Source organism: Streptomyces sp. NPDC050508 (assembly GCF_040655155.1).
Lineage (GTDB): Bacteria > Actinomycetota > Actinomycetes > Streptomycetales > Streptomycetaceae > Streptomyces.
Genome location: NZ_JBFAJJ010000027.1, coordinates 80,503 through 106,142, shown reverse-complemented (window position 1 = coordinate 106,142; position 25,640 = coordinate 80,503). Strand labels below are relative to the sequence as shown.

Sequence of the window (25,640 nt, the reverse complement as noted above, 5' to 3'; positions counted from 1 at the left end):
ATGGTGCGGTTGTCTGTTTCATAGTGTTTCGGTGGTCATAGCGTGAGGGAAACGCCCGGTTACATTCCGAACCCGGAAGCTAAGCCTTACAGCGCTGATGGTACTGCAGGGGGGACCCTGTGGGAGAGTAGGACGCCGCCGAACAAATATTGAAAGGGTTGGATCCTGAACTTCGGTTCGGGGTCCAGCCCTTTTTTGTTTGCTGTCACTTGAAGTTCACGTTGCGCAATCACCATCCGAGCATGGGTACTGCTGCAATGCTCAGGGCCGCCGGAGTCGGACTCGGTGACGAGGTCGTCGTGCCGGCGTTCGGGAACGTGGAAGTCGCCGAGGCTGTCACCCTCGCGGGTGGGCTGCCGGTGTTCGCCGACATAGATCCGGTGACCTACTGCCTGGACGCGTCCGCTGTCGAAGCGGCCGTAACTCCGCGTACGGCGGCCATAGTTGTCGTGCATCGATTCGGGCGGTCCGCTGATCTCGCGCGGCTGCTCGGGGTTGGGCAGCGGCATGGGCTGCTGGTCTTGCAGCAGGGGGAGTCCGAGGCGCCGTACGACGAGGTTGCTCAGCGGCGGGAGCGGGCCTCCTACCTTGATGCAAAGTTGCGGGGGGTGCGGACGCCCGATGGTGGGGACGGGCACACCTACCAGCAGTACGTCGTGCGGGTGCCGGGGAACGGGCGGCCGGATCGCGATGCCTTCGCTCGGGCCGTGCGCGGTAGGGGAGTTGAGTGCCGGGTGCCGGTGAAGACGCCTGTGCATCGGCTGCCGGAGTACCGGCGGTGTGTGGCTCTGCCGGAGACCGAGCGGGCCTCGGACGAGACGCTGGCGCTGCCGGTGGACGCCTCGTTGACGAAGCGGGAGATGCAGCGGATCGTGTCCGCGTGCAACGCACTCGGGGGATTGTTGCAGCCCGCTTTCTGACCGAGTCGGGGTCGAGCGGCGGTGGTTGGGCGCACGGGCCTGTTCGGGGTATGATTCTTTTCGTTGCCGCGAGGGAAACCTCGGGAAAGCGACAGGCCCTCTTAGCTCAGTCGGTAGAGCGTCTCCATGGTAAGGAGAAGGTCAACGGTTCGATTCCGTTAGAGGGCTCCAGATATCAGAAGGCCCCGCCCAATTGGGCGGGGCCTTCTGCGTGTTCGGGGTCAGTCCTTCTGGAGGCCCGGGACGCGCATCGCCAGGATGGCCATGTCGTCGGACGGGGCGTCCGACGCGAAGCGCTCCACCGCTCGCATGATGCGGGCCGCGACCGCGCCGGCCGTGAGGCCCGTGCAGGTGGTGAGGACGTCTGTCAGGCCGTCGTCGCCCAGCATGCGGGTACCTTCGCGGCGTTCCGTGACGCCGTCGGTGACGCACAGGAGGACATCGCCGGGGTCGAGGGTGACCGTCTGCTCGTAGAGCTCCAGGTCCTCCATGACGCCGAGCAGGGGCTGGGGTTCGGCGGCCGGTTCGACCGTGCCGTCCTGGCGGAGGCGGAGCGGGAGCGGGTGGCCGGCGCAGACCACCTTCAGCTTGGCGCTGCCGTCCTCCTGGGGCCACAACTCGCCGTAGAGGAGCGTCAGGAAGCGGCTGCGGGCGCCCTCGTCGAGGATCGCGGAGTTGAGGCGCTCCAGGACCGCGGGGCCGCCGAAACCCTCTCTGGCGAGCAGACGGAGGGCGTGGCGGGCCAGGCCGGTGACCGCGGCGGCCTCGGGGCCGGTGCCGCAGACGTCGCCGATGGCGAAGCCGTAGACGCCGTCGCGGATGGGGAAGAGGTCGTAGAAGTCGCCGCCCACTTCGTTGCCCTCGCCGGCCGCGCGGTAGATGACCTCGACCTCGACGCCCTCGATGTGGGGGAGGTCGGGGGGCAGGAGGCTGCGCTGGAGGGACTGGCTGATGGCCGTGCGCTCCGAGTACAGGCGGGCGTTGTCGAGGGCGAGGGCTGCTCGGCGGCTCAAGTCCTCGGCCAGTTCCAGGATTTCCTGGCGGAAGTGTTCGTCGGTGGGCTTGCCGAGGGTCAGCATGCCGATGACGCGGTTGCGGGCGACCAGGGGGAGGACGACTGTTTCGCCGCCGACTGCCGAGGCCGTAGCGAGAGTTGGGCCGATGCCCGAGCTGACGCGGCGGGTCGGTTCGCCGAGGCCGAGGCTGCGCATGGACGTGCGCAGGGCGGCCTGGTGGGCGGCCTCGGCGGGGGCGGCCCAGACGCGGGCGCCGGGGGTGGGGACCGGGTCCGGAGGGGCGATCTTCGAGAGCAACGACTTGATGCCGTCGATGAGTTCCTCGTCCTCGTGCAGGACGTACGAGAGGTACGGGTCCGAGGACCGGTCGGCGATCGTGTAGACCGCGCACCAGGTGGCGAGGGTCGGGACCGTCATCTGGGCCATCAGGGCCAGGGTTTGGTCGCGGTCCAGGGTGCCCGCTAGGAGGTCGGAGGCCTCGACCAGGAAACTGAGCGAGCCGCGGCGCAGGCGTTCCAGTTCGCCCAGGCGGGCCGACTCGACCGCCAACGCGATGCGGTCGGCGGCGAATTGGAGGCGCAGGGCTTCTTCGTTCGAGTATTTGTTGGGGCCTTCGGCGGCCACTCCGAGGGAGCCGGTGAGGCGGCCCTCCACCTTCAGGGGGACTGTGACGACCGAGCGCATTCCGGTGCCGCTGAGGAGCGGTACGGCGCCCGGGACGGCCTGGAGGTCCTCGTGGACGGCCGGCATGCGGGCGGAGCCGTAGCGGCCGGGGCCGGCTTCGACGGGCACGCGCGCGAAGCGTTGGCGGGCGGAGGGCAGGCCTGTGGAGGCGCGGACCTCCAACTCCGTTTCGTCGTCGGTCGCGAGGAGGAGGAAGGCGGAGTCTCCGTCGAGCATGTCGCGGGCGCGCTCGACCGTGCGCTGGAGGAGGCCGTCGAGGTCGTCCGGCGCGGGGGAGCCGATGAACACCTCGAAGGGATCGGTGTTCTGGCCGTCCGGTGTGGACGCGGCGTCGGGGGCGGGGCCGCGCAACGGCGTCTGGAGAACCGCGCGTTCGTGGTCCCGTACCAGGAGGCACACGGTTGACGGCTCGCCGTCCGTGTCGCGGACGCGGAGGTGGGAGGCGTACACCGGGGTCACGCGGCCGTCGGCGCCGCGGATGCCGTAACTGCCCTCCCAGCGCGAGAGGCGGAGTGCCTCGGCGATGCCGGTGCTGGTGCCCGGGGTGTGCGGCCAGGCGGCGAGGTCGGTGAGGGGTTTGCCGGTGACCTGCTCGGCGGCGTAGCCGAAGAGTTCCTCGGCGTCCTCGTTCCAGGACGCGATGGAGCCCGTACGGTCGATCTGGACGACCGCTACGCGGACCCTGCCGTCGGCGAGCGGGAGCAGGGCGGCCGGCAGTGACGGGCCGGCCGTGCGGGTGCCCACCGGGCGTGCGGGGAGGTCGAGTTGGAACCAGACCAGCTTCTGCGTGGGCGTGTAGTCGACGCCCCATCGGCTGGCCAGGGCCGCGCACAGCTGGAGGCCCCGGCCGCCCTCGCGATCAGGGCTGCTCATGGTGATCGCGGCCCCCTGGAGGGGGATCTCGCGCTCCGGGTAGTGGTCGGCGACCTCGATCCTCGCGCCGTCGTCACTGCGCAGGCACAGGACGTCCGCGGCCGTGCCCGCGTGCACCACGGCGTTGGTCACCAGCTCGCTGGTGAGGACCACGGCGTCGTCGACGATGTCGGAGAAGCCCCAGCCCTGAAGAGTGTCGCGGACGAAGGACCGCGCGGTGGCGACCGATCGTCCGACGGGCTCGAAGCTGGCTGCCGCGCGCGCGGTGATCACAGAACTCCTCGGCCTGTTGTCGGCGGGCAGGGCACCTTGGCCGATCGGCGCCTGCCGGGGCAACGGCTGGTTTCCGGTCGGCGGGGGATCCTGGGGTGTTCCCCCGGGATGCAGTCCGGTGGTCATGGTGCGGTGCCCCTCCGATGCCTGCCCGCTCGTGCTCGTGCCACCGCCCAGGCCGGACGGAACCGGCGCGGCTGGACAGCCGCATGCAAGGTTACTTACCTTCACCGTCCATGCGGATGCCGGTCCGCAGTGTTTCCGTCCTCAGGGTGTGCGGACCGTGTGCGAAGCTGCCGAACTGTTATGGCCTGGTTCAGGCAGGGTGAAACACTGGGCAGGATTCTGGTGAAGGTCCGGGCAGGCTGGGTGTCTTCTGTGTATGGAGGGCAGCAGGTCCTGTTGAAGCCCGGTAAACCGGGCAGAGATACGCGGCAGTAACTGATACGTCGAGCAGTAGCACCCGAGCACAGCAGTAACGGTCGACCCCTGCGGGAGGGACACAGTGGAGTCTGGCGCAGCGACGCGGGCCACCAAGACGCGCGCGAAAGGCGGACAGTCCCTGAAGAACCAGCGCAAACCGCGCAACGGGACCACGGAGGTGGACGCGGCCTCCTTGGACCGGCTGCTGACGGCTCTTGTCTCCATGCGGGACGGGAACTTCCGCAAGCGGCTCACGGTGTCCGGCGACGGCGTGATGTCGGAGATCGCCGCCGTCTTCAACGAGGTCGCCGACCGGAATCTGCATCTCACGGGTGAGCTGTCCCGGGTGCGGCGCATGGTGGGCCGTGAGGGAAAGCTCACGGAGCGGCTGGAGGCGGGCGCCTACGAGGGTTCCTGGGCGACCGCCATCGACGCCTCCAATGCCCTCGTGGACGACCTCGTACGGCCCGTCTCCGAGGTCGGACGGGTGCTCTCCGCGGTGGCGGAGGGCGACCTGTCGCCGCGCATGGAGCTGCGGACGCAGGCGCAGGACGACGGGAACGGGCATCCGCTGCGCGGGGAGTTCCTGAAGGTCGGGCGGACCGTCAACAACCTGGTCGACCAACTGTCGACGTTCACCGACGAGGTCACGCGGGTGGCCAGCGAGGTGGGCACCGAGGGCAAGCTCGGCGGGCAGGCACGCGTGCGTGGCATGTCCGGCTCGTGGAAGGACCTCACGGAGTCGGTCAACACGATGGCGTACCGGCTGACGGCCCAGGTGCGGGACATCGCGCTGGTGACCACGGCGGTCGCGAAGGGTGACCTGTCCCGGAAGGTCACGGTTCATGTCGCCGGCGAGATGCTGGAGCTCAAGAACACCGTCAACACGATGGTGGACCAGCTCTCGTCGTTCTCCTCCGAGGTGACGCGAGTCGCCCGCGAGGTGGGTACCGAGGGCGAGCTGGGCGGCCAGGCGCAGGTGCCGGGTGTGGCCGGGGTGTGGAAGGACCTCACCGACTCGGTGAACATCATGGCCGGCAACCTGACGGCCCAGGTGCGCGGGATCGCGCAGGTGACGACGGCTGTCGCCAACGGTGACCTGTCGCAGAAGGTGACCGTGTCGGCGCGGGGCGAGGTCGCCCAGCTCGCCGAGACGATCAACCAGATGACCGAGACGCTGCGTACCTTCGCCGATGAGGTCACGCGTGTGGCCAACGAGGTCGGTGCCGAGGGGCAGCTCGGCGGGCAGGCGAACGTGCCGGGTGCGGCAGGGACGTGGAAGGACCTCACCGACTCGGTGAACACGGTCTTCCGGAACCTGACCATCCAGGTGCGGGACATCGCCGCCGTGACGACGGCCGTGGCGAGCGGTGACCTGTCCCAGAAGGTCACCGTGAACGTGGCCGGCGAGATGCTGGAACTGAAGAACACCGTCAACGGGATGGTTGATCAACTGTCCTCGTTCGGTGCCGAGGTGACGCGCGTGGCGCGTGAGATCGGTGTCGAGGGTGAACTGGGCGGCCAGGCGCAGGTGCCGGGTGCGGCAGGGACGTGGAAGGACCTGACGGACTCCGTCAACACGGCGTTCCGCAACCTCACCGGGCAGGTGAGGAACATCGCGCAGGTGACGACGGCCGTGGCCAACGGCGACCTGTCGCAGAAGGTCACCGTCGACGTGTCCGGCGAGATGCTTCAGTTGAAGAACACCGTCAACACGATGGTCGATCAACTGTCGTCGTTCGCCGACCAGGTGACCCGGATGGCCCGTGATGTGGGCACCGAGGGACGGCTGGGCGGCCAGGCGCGCGTGGACGGCGTCTCGGGCACCTGGAAGGAACTCACCGACTCCGTCAACTCGATGGCCGGGAACCTGACCTCCCAGGTGCGCAACATCGCCCAGGTGACCACGGCCGTGGCCCAGGGCGACCTGTCCCAGAAGATCGACGTGGACGCGCGCGGCGAGATCCTGGAGCTGAAGAACACCATCAACACGATGGTCGACCAGCTCTCCGCCTTCGCCGACCAGGTGACCCGGGTCGCCCGCGAGGTGGGCACGGAGGGGCGTCTGGGCGGGCAGGCGCAGGTGCCCGGCGTCGCCGGTGTGTGGCGCGACCTGACCGACTCGGTGAACGGCATGGCCGGCAACCTCACCGCCCAGGTCCGCAACATCGCGCAGGTCGCGACCGCGGTGGCCCGGGGTGACCTGTCCCAGAAGATCACCGTGGACGCGCGCGGGGAGATCCTGGAGCTGAAGAACACCCTGAACACGATGGTCGACCAGCTGTCCTCGTTCGCCGAGGAGGTCACGCGAGTGGCCCGCGAGGTGGGCACCGAGGGGCAGTTGGGCGGTCAGGCCGAGGTGCAGGGTGTCTCCGGCACCTGGAAGGACCTCACGCAGTCGGTGAACTTCATGGCGAACAACCTGACCATCCAGGTGCGCCAGATCGCCGAGGTCACGACGGCCGTCGCCAAGGGCGACCTGTCCAAGAAGATCACTGTTGACGCCAAGGGCGAGATCCTTGAGCTCGTCACGACGGTCAACACCATGGTTGATCAACTGTCGTCGTTCGCCGAGCAGGTGACCCGGGTCGCCCGCGAGGTCGGCACCGAGGGCATCCTGGGCGGCCAGGCGCACGTGCCGGGCATCACGGGCATCTGGAAGGACCTCAGCGGCAACGTCAACCTGATGGCCAACAACCTGACCGTGCAGGTGCGGAACATCTCCCAGGTCGCGGCGGCAGTCGCGAACGGCGACCTGACGCGCACGGTGACGATCGAGGCGCGCGGCGAGGTCCAGCAGCTCGCCGACACCTTCAACACCATGGTGAAGACGCTGAGTTCGTTCGCCGACCAGGTCACCAAGGTGGCCCGTGAGGTGGGCACGGACGGCATCCTGGGCGGGCAGGCACACGTGCCGGGTGTGGCGGGCACGTGGAAGGACCTCACCGACTCGGTGAACGGCATGGCGTCCAACCTGACCGGTCAGGTGCGCAACATCGCGATGGTCACCACGGCCATCGCCAAGGGCGACTTGACCAAGAAGATCGACATTGACGCCCGCGGTGAGATCCTCGAACTCAAGACGACGATCAACACCATGGTTGATCAGCTGTCCAGTTTCGCCGAGGAGGTCACCCGCGTCGCCCGCGAGGTGGGCACGGAAGGCCAGTTGGGCGGTCAGGCACGCGTGCGTGACGTCGACGGCACCTGGCGCGACCTCACGGAGTCCGTGAACGAGATGGCCGGGAACCTCACCCGGCAGGTGCGTGCCATCGCGCGCGTGGCGACCGCGGTGACCCGGGGCGACCTGAACCTGAAGATCGACGTGGACGCGTCCGGCGAGATCCAGGAACTCCAGGACTACATCAACAAGATGATCGCCAACCTGCGCGACACCACGATCGCCAACAAGGAGCAGGACTGGCTCAAGGGCAACCTCGCCCGTATCTCGGCGCTGATGCAGGGCCGCCGCGACCTGGACGACGTGGCCTCGCTGATCATGAGCGAGCTGACGCCGGTGGTATCGGCACAGCACGGCGCGTTCTTCCTCGCGCTGCCCCTGGCGGACGTGGAGGGCGAGGAGGCGTACGAACTGCGCATGCTCGGGTCGTACGGCTACTCCATGGGCTCCATGCCGACCTCGTTCAGGCCCGGTGAGGCGCTGATCGGGACGGCCGCCCAGGAGCGGCGCACGATCCTCGTGGAGAACGCGCCCAGTGGCTATCTGAAGATCTCCTCGGGGCTCGGGGAAGCGCCGCCCGCGCAGGTGATCGTGCTTCCGGTGCTGTTCGAGGGGAAGGTGCTCGGCATCATCGAGCTGGCCTCCTTCACGCCCTTCACGCACATCCAGAAGGACTTCCTCAACCAGATCGCCGAGATGATCGCGACCAGCGTCAACACGATCTCCGTCAACACCAAGACCGAGGTCCTGCTGAAGCAGTCGCAGGAGCTGACCGAGCAACTCCGCGAGCGGTCGGACGAGTTGGAGAACCGCCAGAAGGCGCTCCAGTCGTCCAACGCCGAACTGGAGGAGAAGGCCGAGCTGTTGGCCCAGCAGAACCGGGACATCGAGGTCAAGAACACGGAGATCGAGGAGGCACGGCAGGTTCTGGAGGAGCGCGCCGAGCAGCTCGCGGTGTCGATGCGCTACAAGAGCGAGTTCCTCGCCAACATGTCGCACGAGCTGCGTACACCGCTCAACTCGCTGTTGATCCTGGCCAAGTTGCTCGCCGACAACGCGGAGGGGAACCTCTCCCCGAAGCAGGTCGAGTTCGCCGAGACCATCCATGGCGCGGGTTCCGACCTGCTCCAGCTGATCAACGACATCCTGGACCTGTCGAAGGTCGAGGCGGGCAAGATGGACGTCTCTCCGACGCGCATCGCGCTCGTCCAACTCGTCGACTACGTAGAGGCCACTTTCCGTCCGCTGACCGCGGAGAAGGGCCTGGACCTGTCCGTACGGGTGTCGCCGGAACTGCCCGCCACGCTGCACACCGACGAGCAGCGGCTGCTCCAGGTGCTGCGCAACCTGCTGTCCAACGCGGTGAAGTTCACCGACTCCGGGGCGGTCGAACTGGTCATCCGGCCGGCCGGCGCGGATGTGCCGATGGCGATCCGCGAGCAGCTCCTGGAGGCCGGTTCGCTGCGGGACGCGGACGCCGACCTGATCGCGTTCTCGGTGACCGACACCGGCATCGGGATCGCGGGGAGCAAGATGCGGGTGATCTTCGAGGCGTTCAAGCAGGCGGACGGTACGACCAGTCGCAAGTACGGCGGCACGGGCCTCGGTCTGTCGATCTCCCGGGAGATCGCGCAGCTGCTCGGCGGTGAGATCCACGCGCAGAGCGAACCGGGACGCGGCTCGACGTTCACGCTGTATTTGCCGCTGCACCCGAGTGAACTGCCCCCGCAGGGCTACCAGCAGCTGCCCGCGCTGGAGGCGGGCGACCTCGTGGTGTCCGCGGCGGAACTCGCCGAGCTGTCCGAGCGCAGCGGCGTGGACATCGAGACGCCGGCCGAGGTGAAGTCGTACCACGAGACGCAGAACGGGGCCGCCGCGCTCTTCAGGCGCCGCCGCAGGGCCGTCGAGCAGTCCATGCAACTCGGGCAGACCGTGCGGGACCAGTGGGCGGCCGAGGAGACGGCGCAGGCGTCGCGCCGGGGTATCCGGTTCAGTGGTGAGAAGGTGCTGATCGTCGACGACGACATCCGCAACGTCTTCGCGCTGACCAGTGTCCTGGAGCAGCACGGGCTGTCCGTGCTGTACGCGGAGAACGGGCGGGAGGGCATCGAAGTCCTGGAGCAGCACGACGATGTGACGGTCGTTCTGATGGACATCATGATGCCCGAGATGGATGGATACGCGACGACGACGGCGATCCGCAGGATGCCGCAGTTCGCCGGGCTCCCGATCATCGCGCTGACCGCGAAGGCGATGAAGGGCGACCGGGAGAAGGCGATCGAGTCCGGCGCCTCGGACTACGTCACCAAGCCGGTCGACCCCGATCATCTGCTGTCGGTGATGGAGCAGTGGATGCGTACGGAGTGAAGGAAACGACCGGACTTGACGGGAAAGCAGTGGGAACGGTGCGGGGAACGTTCGGTGGCCACGCGGAGTTGCTGACTCAGTGTGGCCGAAGTCGTGTAGAAGCACGGGATTCGGGGAACCTTCTGGTCTCCCGCTGCGTTTCTGCTACGTGCACAGTGACATCGCGGTGACAGGGTGTGGCGACAGGCGGGGTGCGGCTACCATGACCGGCACAAGGACGGACGGCGCAAGAGAGTCGTCCCCTGGGGCGGCGCCCGGTGCACATCCGGGGCGAGGAGGGCGGGCCATGGTGCAGAAGGCCAAGATCCTCCTGGTCGATGACCGGCCGGAGAATCTGCTGGCGCTGGAGGCCATCCTCTCTGCGCTCGATCAGACACTGGTTCGGGCATCGTCCGGGGAGGAAGCGCTCAAAGCACTGCTGACGGACGACTTCGCGGTCATTCTGCTGGACGTCCAGATGCCGGGCATGGACGGTTTCGAAACCGCCGCGCACATCAAGCGGCGGGAGCGGACCCGGGACATCCCGATCATCTTCCTCACCGCGATCAACCACGGCCCGCACCACACCTTCCGGGGTTACGCGGCGGGCGCGGTCGACTACATCTCCAAGCCGTTCGACCCGTGGGTGCTGCGCGCGAAGGTCTCGGTCTTCGTCGAGCTCTACATGAAGAACTGCCAACTGCGGGAGCAGGCGGCGCTGCTGCGGCTCCAGTTGGACGGCAAGCCCGCGGTCGGCGCGGCCAAGGAACCGGCCGGACTGCTCGCCGAGCTCTCGGCGAGGCTCGCGGCCGTCGAGGAACAGGCCGAGGCGCTGTCCAAGCAGCTCGACGACGAGTCGGCGGACGCGGCGGCCGTGGCCACCGCGGCTCATCTCGAACGCAAACTCACCGGGCTGCGCCGGGCACTCGACGCCCTGGAGCCGGGCACCGGCAGCGGAGCCCCCTCGGTGCCGTCGCAGAACTGACGTCCGCCGCGGGCGCAGTTGTGCGTGAGTGAGCGTCAGCTCCCCGTCCCGCACGGGCGACACGAACGGGTGAAGCAGTGGGCACACGTGTCCCCTGCCTTCTCCACAGGTAACCTCACACCTATGGCCTCACGTCCCTCCGCAGCCAAGAAGCAGCCCGCCAAGAGGGCTGCTCCGGCGAAGGCTCCGGCGAAGAAGGCCGCTGCGAAACGGGCCCCGGCGAAGAAGGCGGTCGCCAAGAGGACCGCCCGCCCGGCGCCCAAGCCGGCCCCCAGCCCCACCGGGGGCATCGTCAAGCTCGTGCGCGCCGTCTGGCTCGGCACCGCGCACGCCGTCGGCGCGGTGTTCCGCGGGATAGGGCAGGGCGCGAAGAACTTGGACCCGGCCCACCGAAAGGACGGCGTCGCCCTGCTGCTGTTCGGCCTCGCGCTCATCGTCGCCGCCGGTACGTGGGCAGACCTGCGCGGCCCGGTCGGCGACCTCGTCGAGATCCTGGTGACCGGCGCCTTCGGGCGTCTCGACCTGCTCGTGCCGATACTGCTCGCGGTGATCGCCGTGCGCTTCATCCGGCACCCCGAGAAGCCCGAGGCCAACGGCCGCATCGTGATCGGCCTGTCCGCCCTCGTCATCGGCGTCCTCGGCCAGGTCCACATCGCCTGCGGCGCACCCGCCCGCAGCGACGGCATGCAGGCCATAAGGGACGCCGGCGGCCTCATCGGCTGGGCCGTGGCGACCCCGCTGACCTACACCATGGGCGAGGTGCTCGCCGTACCCCTGCTCGTGCTGCTCACGATCTTCGGGCTGCTGGTCGTCACGGCCACGCCCGTCAACGCGATCCCGCAGCGCCTCAGGCTGCTCGGCGTGAAGCTGGGCATCGTCCACGACTACGACGACGAGGACGAGTTCGGCGAGGACGACGAGCGCTACGACGAGCAGTGGCGCGACGCGCTGCCCGCGCGCCCCCGCAAGCGCGGGAGCGCCGAGGCCTACGACCCCGACAGCGCCGAGCAGGACGCCCTCTCCAGGCGCCGGAGCCGCCCCAGGCGCTCCGCCGTGCCCCAGCCCGACATGCACCGCCCCATGGACGCCGTGGACGTCGCAGCGGCCGCCGCAGCAGCCCTCGACGGGGCCGTCCTGCACGGCATGCCGCCCTCGCCGATCGTCGCCGACCTCACCCAGGGCGTGCGGGTGGGCGACCGCGAGGACACGACACCGACGCCCGTCCCGGCCCCGGCCGCTCGCCCCAAGCAGGAGAAGCTCAAGGCCGAGCCGGTCGAGCGGGTCGTACCGGATCTGACGAAGTCCGCCCCGGAGGAGATGCGCGACCTGCCGCCGCGGGCCGAGCAGCTCCAGTTGTCCGGCGACATCACCTACTCGCTCCCGTCACTCGACCTCCTGGAGCGCGGCGGTCCGGGAAAGACGCGCAGCGCCGCGAACGACGTCGTGGTCGCCTCCCTGCAGAACGTCTTCATGGAGTTCAAGGTCGACGCGGCGGTCACCGGCTTCACGCGCGGGCCGACGGTCACGCGCTACGAGGTCGAGCTGGGCCCCGCCGTCAAGGTCGAGCGGATCACCGCGCTCACCAAGAACATCGCCTACGCCGTCGCCAGCCCCGATGTGCGGATCATCAGCCCGATCCCCGGCAAGTCCGCGGTCGGCATCGAGATCCCGAACACCGACCGCGAGATGGTCAACCTCGGTGACGTACTGCGCCTCGCGGACGCGGCCGAGGACGACCACCCGATGCTGGTGGCGCTCGGCAAGGACGTCGAGGGCGGCTACGTCATGGCCAACCTGGCGAAGATGCCGCACGTCCTGGTCGCCGGAGCCACCGGTTCCGGTAAGTCGTCGTGCATCAACTGCCTGATCACCTCCGTCATGGTGCGCGCGACCCCCGAGGACGTGCGCATGGTCCTCGTCGACCCCAAGCGCGTCGAACTGACCGCCTACGAAGGCATTCCACACCTGATCACGCCGATCATCACCAACCCGAAGAGGGCCGCTGAGGCGCTCCAGTGGGTCGTACGCGAGATGGACCTCAGGTATGACGACCTCGCGGCCTTCGGGTATCGGCACATCGACGACTTCAACCAGGCCATCCGCGACGGCAAGCTGAAGACGCCCGAGGGCAGCGAGCGGGAGCTCAAGACCTATCCGTATCTGCTGGTCATCGTCGACGAGCTGGCCGACCTGATGATGGTCGCGCCGCGGGACGTCGAGGACTCGATCGTGCGCATCACGCAGCTCGCGCGCGCGGCCGGCATCCACCTTGTGCTCGCGACGCAGCGGCCGTCCGTCGACGTCGTCACCGGTCTGATCAAGGCGAACGTGCCCTCCAGGCTCGCGTTCGCCACCTCCTCGCTCGCCGACTCCCGGGTCATCCTCGACCAGCCCGGCGCCGAGAAACTGATCGGCAAGGGCGACGGGCTGTTCCTGCCGATGGGGGCGAACAAGCCGACCCGTATGCAGGGCGCCTTCGTCACCGAGGACGAGGTCGCGGCGATCGTCCAGCACTGCAAGGACCAGATGGCGCCGGTCTTCCGGGAAGACGTCACCGTGGGCAGCAAGCAGAAGAAGGAGATCGACGAGGACATCGGCGACGACCTCGATCTGCTGTGCCAGGCGGCCGAGCTGGTCGTGTCCACGCAGTTCGGCTCCACGTCGATGCTCCAGCGCAAACTGCGCGTCGGCTTCGCCAAGGCCGGGCGGCTCATGGACCTCATGGAGTCCCGGGGCATCGTCGGACCCAGCGAGGGATCCAAGGCGCGTGACGTTCTTGTGAAGGGTGACGAGCTGGACGGCGTGCTCGCGGTGATCCGCGGGGAGTCTGAGGGGTAGGCGTCCGCCGAAGGGTCCGCCGAAAGGATGCGACCGTGATCCACCCGTTAGAGATCGTCGGGCAACCGTTTCCCTTTGCCGTACGTCAAGTTGAGCGAGAAGACAGATCGGGCTCCCACCATGGGGTCCGTGCCTGGCTCGCCATCGGGGTGTCCGGCCATACCGATGGCGTACAAAGTCCTACCGCCCGGTTGCCCCACCCTTCGGTACCCCCCCTAGACTGAATTTCCAGCACAGGTGGCTACACGCTCGAAAGGCGCCCCCGTGTCCATCGGCAACTCCCCTGAAGGCGACCCTCCGTTCGAAGACGGTCGTTCCGAAGACGGTCATGAGGAAGAAGCCCGCCCTTCCGTCGGCCGAGCCCTGCAGCAGGCACGTATCGCCGCCGGGCTGACCGTCGACGACGTCAGCGGTGTCACCCGGGTCCGCATCGCCATCGTGCACGCCATCGAGGCCGACGACTTCACGCCCTGCGGCGGTGACGTCTACGCCCGCGGGCACATCAGGACCCTCGCCAAGGCCGTCCACATCGATCCCGTCCCCCTCCTCGCGCGCTACGACGACGATCACGGCGGACGCCCGGCCCCGACGCCGGCGGCGCCCCTCTTCGAGGCGGAACGTATCCGTCCGGAGCGCCGGGGGCCCAACTGGACCGCGGCCATGGTCGCCGCGATCGTCGCCGTGGTCGGCTTCGTCGGGTTCACGGCGTTCAAGGGCGGCGACAGCGACAGCGGCGCCAACGCAGTCGCCCAGGGAGCCTCGCCCAGCGCCAGCAAGCCCGCCAAGCCGACGCCCTCGAACACCGACTCCGCGACGCCCAAATCCGACCCCTCCGACAGCGCCATCGCCGCCGCGCCGCAGGACAAGGTGACGGTCCAGGTGAGCGCGGTCGACGGCCGCAGCTGGATCTCCGCCAAGGACCACAACGGCCGGATGCTCTTCGACGGACTCCTCAAGAAGGGCGAGTCCAAGACCTTCCAGGACAGCTCGAAGGTCAACCTGATCCTCGGCGACGCCGGCGCGATCCAGCTCTACGTCAACGGCAAGAAGATCGAGGACGACTTCCAGCCCGGCGCGGTGGAGCGCCTCACGTACACGAAGGGCGACCCCGAGGTCGGCTGAGCGGTCCGACGGGGTGGTTGTTCAAGGGGTTGGCCAAGATCGGCCAACCCCTTCGACGTGGGGTGTCAGTGGGAACAAGTAGTCTTGAGCCCATGCCTGAACGCCGTACCGTCGCACTCGTCACTCTTGGCTGCGCCCGTAACGAGGTGGACTCGGAGGAGCTCGCAGGCCGCTTGGAGGCGGACGGCTGGCAACTCGTGGAGGACGCCGAGGACGCGGACGTCGCTGTCGTCAACACCTGTGGCTTCGTCGAGGCCGCCAAGAAGGACTCCGTCGACGCCCTCCTCGAAGCCAATGACCTGAAGGGTCACGGCAGAACGCAGGCCGTCGTGGCCGTGGGCTGCATGGCCGAGCGGTACGGCAAGGAGCTCGCCGAGGCGCTGCCCGAGGCCGACGGAGTGCTCGGCTTCGACGACTACGCCGACATCTCCGACCGCCTGCAGACCATCCTGAACGGCGGCATCCACGCCTCGCACACCCCGCGCGACCGCCGCAAGCTGCTGCCGATCAGCCCCGCCGAGCGGCAGGAGTCCGCCGCCGACGTCGCGCTGCCCGGCCACGGCCCGGTCGACCTCCCGGACGGCCTCGCGCCCGCCTCGGGCCCCCGCGCGCCCCTGCGCCGCCGCCTGGACGGCTCCCCGGTCGCCTCGGTGAAGCTCGCCTCCGGCTGCGACCGGCGCTGCTCCTTCTGCGCCATCCCGTCCTTCCGCGGCTCCTTCATCTCCCGCCGCCCGAGCGACGTACTGAACGAGACACGCTGGCTGGCCGAGCAGGGCGTCAAGGAGATCATGCTGGTCTCCGAGAACAACACGTCCTACGGCAAGGACCTGGGCGACATCCGCCTCCTGGAGACGCTGCTGCCCGAGCTGGCGGACATCGACGGCCTGGAGCGGGTGCGCGTCAGCTACCTCCAGCCCGCCGAAATGCGCCCCGGACTCATCGACGTGCTCACCTCGACACCGAAGATCGCGCCCTACTTCGACCTGTCCTTCCAGCACTCCGCCCCCGATGTGCTGCGCGCGATGCGCCGCTTCGGAGACACCGACCGCTTCCTCGAACTCCTCGACACCATCCGCTCCAAGGCCCCGCAGGCCGGCGTGCGCTCGAACTTCATCGTCGGCTTCCCCGGCGAGACCGAGGCCGACCTGGCTGAACTGGAGCGCTTCCTGAACGGCGCGCGCCTGGACGCCATCGGAGTCTTCGGCTACTCCGACGAGGAGGGCACGGAGGCGGCGACGTACGACAAGAAGCTCGACCAGGACGTCGTGGACAAGCGGCTCGCGCACATCTCCCGGCTCGCCGAGGAACTCGTCTCGCAGCGCGCCGAGGAGCGCGTCGGCGAGACCGTGCACGTGCTGGTGGAGTCGGTCGACTCCGAGGACGGCGCCTACGGCCGCGGCGAGCACCAGGCGCCCGAGACGGACGGCCAGGTGCTCCTCACGAGCGGCGAGGGCCTGAGCGTCGGCCGTATGGTCGAGGCCAAGGTGGTCGGTACGGAAGGTGTCGACCTGGTGGCCGAGCCGCTCCTGGGCTCGCTCGCGTGTAGTGAGGAGGCGGGCAGATGACCGGAGTCCCGGCATCGGCGGCGGGCGGCACCTCCAGCGCGAACGGCGCGCCCGCGAGCGCGGGTTCCGGTGCGGCCTCCGGTGGCGCCTCTTCCGGCGCGATGTCGGGCAGTGTCTCTGGTGCCACCCCGTCCGGTGCTGTCCAGGGCGGCGCTTCCGGTGTGCCCGGTGGTCCGAGGCCTGCGCGCGGTGCGAAGGTCGTGGCCGCGGCGGTCAACCAGGCGAGCGTCTGGAACATCGCCAACTTCCTGACCATGCTCCGACTGCTGCTCGTCCCCGGCTTCGTCGCCCTGATGCTGGCCGACGGCGGGTACGACCCGGCGATGCGCTCGTTCGCCTGGGCGGCGTTCGCCATCGCCATGATCACCGACCTGTTCGACGGCCATCTGGCGCGGACGTACGACCTCGTCACCGACTTCGGGAAGATCGCCGACCCCATCGCCGACAAGGCGATCATGGGCGCGGCGCTGATCTGTCTGTCCTCGCTCGGCGATCTGCCGTGGTGGGTGACCGTCGTCATCCTCGGCCGGGAACTCGGGATCACGCTGCTGCGTTTTCTCGTCATCCGGTACGGCGTCATTCCCGCGTCGCGCGGCGGCAAGCTGAAGACGCTCACACAGGGCGTGGCCGTCGGGATGTACGTGCTGGCGCTGACGGGCTGGCTGGCCACTCTGAGGTTCTGGGTGATGGCCGCGGCGGTCATTCTGACCGTGCTGACCGGGTTCGACTATGTGAGACAGGCCATTGTGCTGCGCAGGCAGGGAATCGCCGAGCGCATGGCGGCGTCGGAGGAGACGGAAGCGTGAGTTCCACGGCCACTGAAGTGGTGCGACTACTGACCGTGAGCGGCGCGACGCTCGCTGTCGCGGAGTCGCTCACCGGTGGTCTGGTTGCGGCGGAGATCACATCGGTGCCCGGAGCCTCCAAGGCCTTCCGTGGTTCGGTCACCGCCTACGCGACCGAGCTCAAGCACCAGTTGCTCGGTGTCGACGCCACCCTACTGACCGAGCGGGGAGCCGTAGATGCGCAGGTCGCGGCCCAGATGGCGGCCGGCGTACGGAAGGCGCTGGGCGCCGACTGGGGCATCGCGACCACCGGCGTGGCGGGCCCGGAGCCGCAGGACGGACAGCCCGTGGGCACCGTTTTCGTGGCCGTGGACGGACCCTTTGCACCGGATTCGGATGCCGCCGGTGGCGGGAAAGTGGCCGCGCTGCGGTTGAACGGCGGCCGGGCGGAAATTCGTAGAGAGAGTGTACGGAGCGTACTCGCGCTGCTTCTGGAGCGGCTCGTGAGCGAACAGACCGGGAATGAGCGGACACAGGATACGGAACAGAACGGGGGGTTTTGATGTTTGCAGCCCTGAGTGAACACGACATCGCTCCCCGCACGGCCGCGGCGCAAGGCGGTACGGTGGGGCGAGAAGGATGCGGCTACGCGGTCCGAGGAGGGAGCCACCGATGATTCTGCTCCGTCGCCTGCTGGGTGACGTGCTGCGTCGGCAGCGCCAGCGCCAGGGCCGTACTCTGCGCGAAGTCTCCTCGTCCGCCCGAGTCTCACTCGGCTATCTCTCCGAGGTGGAGCGGGGGCAGAAAGAGGCTTCCTCTGAACTGCTCTCCGCCATCTGCGACGCGTTGGACGTACGGATGTCCGAGCTCATGCGGGAAGTGAGCGACGAACTCGCTCTCGCCGAGCTGGCCCAGTCTGCTGCGGCCACCGGTTCTGTGCCCACGTCGGTACGTCCGATGCTGGGTTCCGTGTCGGTGACCGGTGTGCCACCGGAACGGGTGACCATCAAGGCCCCCGCCGAGGCGGTGGACGTGGTCGCCGCGTGACGCTCACGCTGACGTGACGCCGATGTAGACCGATGAGGCGCTGACCGGTCTCAACGATGTGTGCGAGCCCCGGCCGGGGCTTCTCCAGGGAGACCTGGAGGGGCGCGGCCGGGGTTTTCGCGTACCGGGGTGCCCTGTGTGGCTGTGGCGGTCCGTTTGCCGGTGTCGCTCGGTGCGGTCATGGTTGAGGCGTGTGGTGCGTCCGTGTGCCGTCGATGCGCCCTCCTTGAGAGTGACCGTGACGGTCTAGCGTCGGGCTGGAGGTGGGGCCGTGGCGGGGCGAATAGCGCGCTGGGGGGCCGCGCTGGGGCTCGGCGCGGTGTGGTGGTGGGCCGTACTGCGGCTCGCGCTGACACCGCACGCGGGGGCGCTGGAGGGGGCCGTAGCGGCCGGCGGGTGGGGGTTGAGCCTGCTCCCGGTGCACTGCATGCCCAAGGTGGGGGCGGCGGGGGCCGTGGCCACGGGACGGTGGCGGGAAGCCTGGCGGGGGTCCGGCACGCCGGTCGCCGGGGTGTCGCCGGACCTCGATGGGACGGACGTTGGGGTGTGGCCGGCGGGCGGACCGTCGTCGGGCGCTTGGCCGTCGTCGGCCACCGGATCATCGTCGGGCGCCGAGTCGGTGCCTGCTACCAAGGCATCGCCACACCCCCGTTCGGACGGAGGATCTGACCCGTCGTGAACGACGACGCGTCGGACGCCAGATACAGCACGGCGTGGGCGATGTCCTCCGGCTCGCCCACCCGGCCCAGCGGCGACAGCCGGGCCATCAGCGCTTCGGTACGGGCCTGCGCCTCACCCTCGTGGTGGTCGGTCATGGGCGTGCGTATCCAGCCCGGCGCGATCGCGTTGACGCGGATGCCGTGCGGGCCCATCTCCGTCGCCAGGGTCTTCGTCAGCTGGACGACGGCCGCCTTCGCGGCGCCGTAGCAGAGCAGCCCGGATCCTCCGGTGTCGATCGCGCCCGACGCCATGGTGACGATGCTGCCCCCGGTACCGCGGTCGAGCATCAGCCGGGCCGCCTCCTGGCAGGCGTACAGGACTCCCTTGAAGTTGACGTTCAGCACCCGGTCGAGATCCTCGTCGCGGGTCTCCAACACTGTGCTGCTGTGCATGATCCCGGCGACCGCGGCCATCACGTGCAGGTCCTCGCAGGACTCGACGGCCTGCCTGACCTGCGTGCGATCGGTGACGTCGAGGTGGTGGGTGCGGGCGGTGCCGCCCTTGTCCTTGATCAGGGTCGCCGTCTCGTGCAGGCCCTGCGCGTCGCGGTCGGCGCAGTGCACGGTGGCGCCCGCCTCGGCGAGCAGAGCGGCGGATGCGCGGCCGATACCGCTGGCGGCGCCGGTGACGAAAGCGGTGCGTCCGGTGAGGTCGTACGCCTTGACGGGCATGAGGGGACCGTACGAGGGTTTCTGACGGGTCGTCAATTAGTCGTACGGTGCTGAGTTTTGGGGGGAGTGGTGGTGCCCGGCGCGGGGCCCACCTGGCAGGTGGGGCACCAGTAGGTGGGGCGCTCGCGGGAGCCGTCGCCCTGGTCGGCCGTGCGGATCGGGGTGTCGCAGCGCAGGCAGGGGCGGGGTGCGCGGCCGTAGACGAACAGGTCGGGGGTGCGGGGGCCTGTGGTTCGGCCCGGGGTGCTGTTCGTGAGGGTGTTTGTGGTGGTGCGGACGGGGCGGTCGCGGTTGGCTTCCAGGAGCTTCTTGGCGATGGCGGGCAGCTTTGCGGTGCGGTCGGCCGGGAGTACGCCGATGGGGAGCCAGGGGGTGGCGCCCAGGAGGAAGCAGAGCTCGCTTTTGTAGATGTTGCCGATGCCGGCCAGGTTGCGCTGGTCGAGCAGGGCCTCGCCGAGGGGGCGGGTGGGGTCCGTGAGGAGGTTGACCAACGCCTGTTCGGGGTTCCAGTCGGGGCCCAGGAGGTCGGGGCCGAGGTGGCCCACGGCGCGGTGTTCGTCGGTCGTGCGGAGGAGTTCCAGGACGGGGAGGCGGTAGCCGACGGCCGTGCGGTCGGCGGTGCCGAGGATCACGCGGATCTGGTGGGCCGGGCCGCCGCCGCTCCAGCGCTGACCGTTGGCGTACACCTTCCAGGTGCCGTCCATCCGCAGGTGCGAGTGGAGGGTGAGGCCGCCCTCGACGCGGGTCAGCAGGTGTTTGCCCCGGGGTGTGACGCCCAGGACGGTGCGGCCGGTGAGGTCTGCCGTGGCGTACTTGGGCACCCTGAGGTCGCTGCGGGTCAGCACCTTGCCCGCGAGGGCCGAGTGGAGGCGCTTCGCGGTCTGCCAGACGGTGTCGCCCTCAGGCATGGGTCAAGGGTGGCATGGGGTGGGGCACGGCTTGGGGCCGGTCGCGGTTTGGTTCATGGGCGGCTTGGTTCATGCGCGGAGGCGCAGGCCGCGCGGTGTCGCGATGAAGCCCGCTCCTTCCAGAAGGGTGCCGATGGGGGAGGTCAGGGCCGAGGCGCCGTTGACGCGCTCCACCGTGACCGTGCCGAGGGCACCGGCTCGGGCCGCTGCCGCGAGGGACTCGGCGGCTGCCTGGAGGCGTGGGTCCTCGGTGGCCGTGGTGTCCGGCGCGGAGGGCCAGGCGAGCAGGGTCTTGCCGCCGCGCTCCATGTACAGCGTCAGCTCACCGTCGACGAGTACGACGAGCGAGCCCGCCTTACGTCCCGGCTTGTGTCCGGCGCCGGTCGGGGGCTCGGGCCAGGGGAGGGCCGCGCCGTACGCGTTCGCCGGGTCCGCGGCGGCCAGGACAACGGCTCGGGTGGAGAGGGCAGGGCGGTGGGTGCGGTGGTTCGCGAAGGCGGAGGCGTAGGGGGAGGCGGGGTTGGCCCGGGGGGTCGGGGAAGGGAAGTCGCGGGGCGAGATGTAGTCGCCCGGGGACGGGGGGTGGGAGGAGGGGGTGCGGTTGTGCCGTGAGGCGGGGTCGTCCGAGTTCGTGAGGTGGCCGTCCGGCGAGCCCGCGACGTCGAGGTCGTCGAAGTCGGTGAAGGGGCCGAACGCGTCGGCGAAGTCGTGGACTCCGGGGGAGTCGGGTGAGTCGGGTGAGCCGGGTGTTCCGGGGGAGTGGGATGTGTCGTGCCGGCCGTGGTGGTCGGGGGAGTCGTAGGTGGCCGGGGCTGCGAAGCGGTCGTCGGGACCGGAGGTCGGTGTGGGTGGGCCGGCGAGGGCTCCGAAGCCGTAGGGGTCGTTGTCCGTGGGGCCCGGTGTGGGCAGGTCGTCGCCCCGGTCGCGGGCGTTGGCGACCGCGCGGAGGCGGTCCACCGCGCCGTCCATCGCGAACTGGGCGGCGCCGAGCCCCTCCACGACATAGCCGCGCCGCGCCTGACCGCTCTCCTCGAAGACGGACAGGATGCGGTACGTCGCCGAGAACCCGCCCTCTACGCCCTCCGCGGCGACCGCTCCCCGGGTCACCACGCCGTGTCGGTCGAGCAGGGTGCGGGCCAGCGCGTGGGCGCGCACGGTGGGGTCCTGTTCGTGGGCGGGGAGCAGGGACCAGCGGCCCGCGACGGTCGGCGGACCGGTGCGGGAGGCGGGGCGCGCGGCGGCGGTGAGCGAGCCGTAGCGCCCGCGCGGGACCGCGCGCTTGGCGCGGTGGGCCGTGGAACCTGCCGTACGGCCTGAGCCGAGCAGGGAGCGCATGGGGGCGAGCGTGTCGTTCGTGAGCCGTCCGGACCAGGCCAGGTCCCAGACGGCGTCGGCCAGTTGGGGGTCGGTGACGTCGGGGTGGGTGGTCGCGCGGATCTGGTCGGTGATCTGCCGGAAGAAGAGGCCGTAGCCGCCCGAGAGGGTGTCCAGGACCGACTGGTGGAGCGCCGTGAGTTCGAGGGGGTGCGGGGGCGGGAGGAGGAGGGGGGCTGCGTCCGCGAGGTACAGGGAGACCCAGCCGTCCTTGCCGGGGAGGGAGCCTGCGCCGGCCCACACCAGCTCGCCGGCGGAGGTGAGTTCGTCGAGCATGGCGGGTGTGTAGTTCGCCACGCGGGACGGCAGGACGAGTTTCTCCAGGGCGGACGCGGGCACGGACGCCCCCTGCAACTGCTCGACGGCGCGCACCAGTCCGTCGATGCCGCGCAGCCCGTGGCCCTTGCCGATGTGCTGCCACTGGGGGAGGAACTGCGCGAGCGCGGCCGGTGGCACCGGCTCCAACTCGTGCCGCAGCGCGGCCAGGGACCGGCGGCGCAGGCGACGCAGCACCGTCGCGTCGCACCACTCCTGACCGATCCCGGCCGGGTGGAACTCCCCTTGTACGACACGGCCGTTGGCCGCGAGCCGCTGCAACGCGCCGTCGGTGACCGCCACGCCCAGACCGAAGCGGGCCGCTGCTGTGGCCGACGTGAACGGGCCGTGGGTGCGGGCGTGCCGTGCCAGGAGGTCGCCGAGCGGGTCCTTGACCGGTTCGGTGAATGCCTCCGGGACGCCGACCGGGAGTGCGGTGCCGAGCGCGTCGCGCAGGCGGCCCGCGTCCTCGATCGCCGCCCAGTGGTCGGCACCGCCGATACGGACCCGGATCGCGCGGCGGGCCGAGGCCAGGTCCTGGGCCCACTGCGGCGCGGCGCCCCGCTCGGCCAACTCGGCGTCGGTGAGCGGGCCGAGCATCCGCAGCAGGTCGGCGACGCCCTCGACGTCCTTGATGCGGCGGTCGTCCGTGAGCCACTGGAGTTCGCGCTCCAGCTCGGTCAGTACCTCGGCGTCGAGGAGTTCGCGCAGCTCCGCCTGGCCGAGCAGCTCCGCCAGCAGGTGGGAGTCCAGCGACAGGGCGGCTGCGCGGCGCTCGGCGAGCGGGGAGTCTCCCTCGTACAGGAACTGGGCGACGTACCCGAAGAGGAGGGAGCGGGCGAAGGGGGACGGCTCGGGGGTCGTCACCTCGACGAGGCGCACCTTGCGGGACTCCAGGTCGCCCATCAGCTCGGTGAGGCCGGGGACGTCGAAGACGTCCTGGAGGCACTCGCGGACCGCCTCCAGGACGATCGGGAACGAGCCGAACTCGCTTGCCACCTGGAGCAGTTGGGCGGCGCGCTGGCGCTGCTGCCACAGCGGGGTGCGCTTGCCGGGGTTGCGGCGCGGCAGCAACAGCGCGCGGGCGGCGCACTCGCGGAAACGGGCCGCGAACAGGGCCGAGCCGCCGACCTGGTCGGTGACGATCTGATTGACCTCGCCCTTGTCGAAGGCGACGTCCGCCGCGCCTACGGGGGCCTGGTCGGCGTCGTACTCCGTGCCGGCCTTCATGGGTTCCTGGTCGAGCAGGTCCAGGCCCATCAGGTCGGCGTCGGGCAGCCTCAGGACGATGCCGTCGTCGGCGTGCATCACCTGGGCGTCCATGCCGTAGCGCTCGGAGAGTCGGGCGCCGAGGGCGAGGGCCCAGGGGGCGTGGACCTGGGCGCCGAAGGGGGAGTGGATGACCACGCGCCAGTCGCCGAGTTCGTCCCGGAAGCGCTCCACGACGATCGTGCGGTCGTCCGGGATGTGACCACAGGCCTCGCGCTGCTCGGCCAGGTACGACAGCACGTTCTCCGCGGCCCAGGCGTCGAGGCCTGCGGCGAGGAGGCGCAGGCGGGCGTCCTCCTTGGGCTGCGAGCCGACCTCGCGCAGGAACGCGCCCACCGCGCGGCCCAGTTCGAGCGGGCGGCCCAGCTGGTCGCCCTTCCAGAAGGGGAGCCGGCCCGGGACGCCCGGCGCGGGGGAGACCAGGACGCGGTCGCGGGTGATGTCCTCGATCCGCCAGGAGGAGGTACCGAGCGTGAAGACGTCCCCCACCCGGGACTCGTAGACCATCTCCTCGTCCAGTTCGCCGACCCGGCCGCCGCCCTTCTTGGGGTCGGCGCCGGCCAGGAAGACCCCGAAGAGACCGCGGTCGGGGATCGTGCCGCCGGAGGTGACGGCGAGGCGCTGCGCGCCGGGGCGGCCGGTGATCGTGCCGGCGATGCGGTCCCACACCACGCGCGGGCGCAACTCCGCGAACGCGTCGGACGGATAGCGGCCCGCGAGCATGTCCAGCACGGCCGTGAACGCCGACTCCGGGAGGGAGGCGAAGGGGGCGGCACGGCGGACCGTGGCGAGCAGGTCGTCGACCTGCCAGGTGTCCAGGGCCGTCATCGCGACGAGCTGCTGGGCGAGGACGTCCAGGGGGTTGGCGGGGACCTTCAGGGACTCGATGGAGCCGGTGCGCATGCGCTCGGTGACCACGGCGGCCTGGACGAGGTCGCCCCGGTACTTCGGGAAGACCACACCCGTGGAGACCGCGCCGACCTGGTGTCCCGCGCGGCCGACGCGCTGGAGGCCGGAGGCCACGGAGGGCGGGGACTCCACCTGGATGACGAGATCTACGGCGCCCATGTCGATGCCCAGCTCCAGACTGGACGTGGCCACCACGGCAGGAAGTCGGCCCGCCTTGAGGTCCTCCTCGACCTGGGCACGCTGTTCCTTGGAGACCGAGCCGTGGTGCGCGCGGGCGATGACCGGGGGCGCGCCCTGGGCGGCGCCGGAACCGCCCATCAGCTCGGCCGGGGCGTGGTGTTCGTCCAGAGGCTCGCCGGTCGCGCGCTCGTAGGCGATCTCGTTGAGCCGGTTGCACAGCCGCTCGGCGAGGCGGCGGGAGTTGGCGAACACGATCGTCGAGCGGTGCGACTGGACGAGGTCGGTGATGCGCTCCTCGACATGCGGCCAGATCGACGGCTTCTCCGCGCCCTCCTTGCCGTCGGCCACCGGGGAGCCGCCCAACTCGCCCAGATCCTCGACCGGTACGACCACGGAGAGGTCGAACTCCTTGCCGGACTTGGGCTGGACGATCTCCACCTTGCGGTGCGGGGAGAGATAGCGGGCGACCTCGTCGACCGGGCGCACCGTCGCCGAGAGGCCGATACGGCGGGCGGGCTTCGGCAGCAGCTCGTCCAGCCGCTCCAGGGACAGCGCGAGATGCGCGCCCCGCTTGGTGCCCGCGACCGCGTGCACCTCGTCCAGGATCACTGTCTCGATGCCGGTCAGCGCGTCGCGCGTGGCCGACGTCAGCATCAGGAACAGGGACTCCGGGGTGGTGATCAGGATGTCCGGCGGGCGTGTGGACAGGGCGCGGCGCTCGGCGGGCGGGGTGTCGCCGGAGCGGATGCCGACCTTGACCTCGGGCTCGGGCAGGCCCAGGCGGACGGACTCCTGGCGAATGCCGGTGAGCGGGGAGCGGAGGTTGCGCTCGACGTCGACCGCGAGGGCCTTGAGCGGAGACACGTACAGGACGCGGCAGCGCTTCCTCGGGTCGGCGGGCGGAGGCGTCGCGGCGAGCTGGTCCAGGGCGGCGAGGAAGGCGGCCAGGGTCTTGCCGGAGCCGGTCGGGGCCACCACCAGCACGTCCGAGCCCTCGCCGATGGCCTGCCACGCGCCCGCCTGGGCCGCGGTGGGCGCGGAGAAGGCCCCCGTGAACCAGCCGCGGGTCGCGGGGGAGAAGCCGTCGAGGGCTCGGTGTGCGGAACTGACCATGCGTCCATCCTGCACCCGACCACTGACAATGCGTCTGACCTGCGGGAACTCTCCTGCGTCGGCCCGCAGAACCGTTTCGGTGCCTTCTTGCCGCCGTGGGCAGGACCGCTTCTTCCCGTCGCC

The 25,640-nt window shown here is 70.0% G+C and carries 14 protein-coding genes, 1 tRNA gene and 1 rRNA gene; 12 read left to right on the top strand and 4 right to left on the bottom strand.

Features of this window, described 5'->3' with window-relative positions:
- The first annotated feature begins 27 nt into the window (after positions 1-27).
- From rrf to AB0I69_RS44540, 3 genes are all read left to right on the top strand, one after another.
- A 5S ribosomal RNA gene (gene rrf, locus AB0I69_RS44550) occupies positions 28-144 on the top strand.
- 113 nt (positions 145-257) lie between these two features.
- A complete protein-coding gene (locus AB0I69_RS44545) occupies positions 258-920 on the top strand; it encodes a DegT/DnrJ/EryC1/StrS family aminotransferase (RefSeq protein ID WP_363101551.1) in 663 nt (220 codons plus the stop codon).
- A gap of 95 nt (positions 921-1,015) precedes the next feature.
- Positions 1,016-1,091 (top strand) — tRNA-Thr (locus tag AB0I69_RS44540).
- Positions 1,092-1,141: 50 nt separating this feature from the next.
- Here AB0I69_RS44540 and AB0I69_RS44535 read toward each other — a convergent pair.
- Positions 1,142-3,892: a SpoIIE family protein phosphatase gene (locus tag AB0I69_RS44535; RefSeq protein WP_363101544.1), complete on the bottom strand. Its 2,751-nt coding sequence runs from the start codon at positions 3,890-3,892 to the stop codon at positions 1,142-1,144.
- 379 nt (positions 3,893-4,271) lie between these two features.
- Here AB0I69_RS44535 and AB0I69_RS44530 point away from each other — a divergent pair, with 379 nt between their 5' ends.
- The 9 genes from AB0I69_RS44530 (at position 4,272) to AB0I69_RS44490 (ending at position 18,737) form a co-directional block, all read left to right on the top strand.
- Complete coding sequence (locus AB0I69_RS44530) at positions 4,272-9,737, top strand: HAMP domain-containing protein (protein ID WP_363101543.1); 5,466 nt, start codon at positions 4,272-4,274, stop codon at positions 9,735-9,737.
- Positions 9,738-10,023: 286 nt separating this feature from the next.
- Complete coding sequence (locus tag AB0I69_RS44525) at positions 10,024-10,701, top strand: response regulator (protein ID WP_363101542.1); 678 nt, start codon at positions 10,024-10,026, stop codon at positions 10,699-10,701.
- 123 nt (positions 10,702-10,824) lie between these two features.
- Positions 10,825-13,539: a DNA translocase FtsK gene (locus AB0I69_RS44520; RefSeq protein WP_363101541.1), complete on the top strand. Its 2,715-nt coding sequence runs from the start codon at positions 10,825-10,827 to the stop codon at positions 13,537-13,539.
- Between the two features lie 264 nt (positions 13,540-13,803).
- The gene (locus AB0I69_RS44515) at positions 13,804-14,661 is read left to right on the top strand and encodes a RodZ domain-containing protein (RefSeq protein WP_363101540.1); all 858 of its coding nucleotides are present in this window, start codon (positions 13,804-13,806) and stop codon (positions 14,659-14,661) included.
- 92 nt (positions 14,662-14,753) lie between these two features.
- The gene (rimO, locus tag AB0I69_RS44510) at positions 14,754-16,226 is read left to right on the top strand and encodes a 30S ribosomal protein S12 methylthiotransferase RimO (RefSeq protein WP_363101539.1); all 1,473 of its coding nucleotides are present in this window, start codon (positions 14,754-14,756) and stop codon (positions 16,224-16,226) included.
- Positions 16,223-17,032, top strand: coding sequence for a CDP-diacylglycerol--glycerol-3-phosphate 3-phosphatidyltransferase (gene pgsA, locus AB0I69_RS44505; protein WP_363101538.1), 810 nt, complete (start codon positions 16,223-16,225; stop codon positions 17,030-17,032). Before rimO ends, pgsA begins: the two co-directional genes overlap by 4 nt.
- The gene (locus tag AB0I69_RS44500; protein ID WP_363101537.1) at positions 17,029-17,574 is read left to right on the top strand and encodes a CinA family protein; all 546 of its coding nucleotides are present in this window, start codon (positions 17,029-17,031) and stop codon (positions 17,572-17,574) included. Before pgsA ends, AB0I69_RS44500 begins: the two co-directional genes overlap by 4 nt.
- Before the next feature lie 109 nt (positions 17,575-17,683).
- On the top strand, positions 17,684-18,058 hold the full coding sequence (locus AB0I69_RS44495; protein ID WP_019060943.1) for a helix-turn-helix transcriptional regulator: 375 nt from the start codon (positions 17,684-17,686) through the stop codon (positions 18,056-18,058).
- Between the two features lie 271 nt (positions 18,059-18,329).
- The gene (locus tag AB0I69_RS44490; protein ID WP_363101536.1) at positions 18,330-18,737 is read left to right on the top strand and encodes a hypothetical protein; all 408 of its coding nucleotides are present in this window, start codon (positions 18,330-18,332) and stop codon (positions 18,735-18,737) included.
- Here the strand turns inward: AB0I69_RS44490 and AB0I69_RS44485 are convergent.
- The 3 genes from AB0I69_RS44485 to AB0I69_RS44475 form a co-directional block, all read right to left on the bottom strand.
- Entirely contained in the window at positions 18,685-19,449 is a 765-nt protein-coding gene (locus tag AB0I69_RS44485; protein ID WP_363101535.1) for an SDR family NAD(P)-dependent oxidoreductase, read from the bottom strand. The genes AB0I69_RS44490 and AB0I69_RS44485 overlap by 53 nt on opposite strands.
- A 32-nt stretch (positions 19,450-19,481) precedes the next feature.
- Positions 19,482-20,357: a DNA-formamidopyrimidine glycosylase family protein gene (locus tag AB0I69_RS44480; protein ID WP_363101534.1), complete on the bottom strand. Its 876-nt coding sequence runs from the start codon at positions 20,355-20,357 to the stop codon at positions 19,482-19,484.
- A 69-nt stretch (positions 20,358-20,426) separates the two neighbouring features.
- Positions 20,427-25,517: an ATP-dependent helicase gene (locus AB0I69_RS44475; protein WP_363101533.1), complete on the bottom strand. Its 5,091-nt coding sequence runs from the start codon at positions 25,515-25,517 to the stop codon at positions 20,427-20,429.
- Between the last annotated feature and the right edge of the window lie 123 nt (positions 25,518-25,640).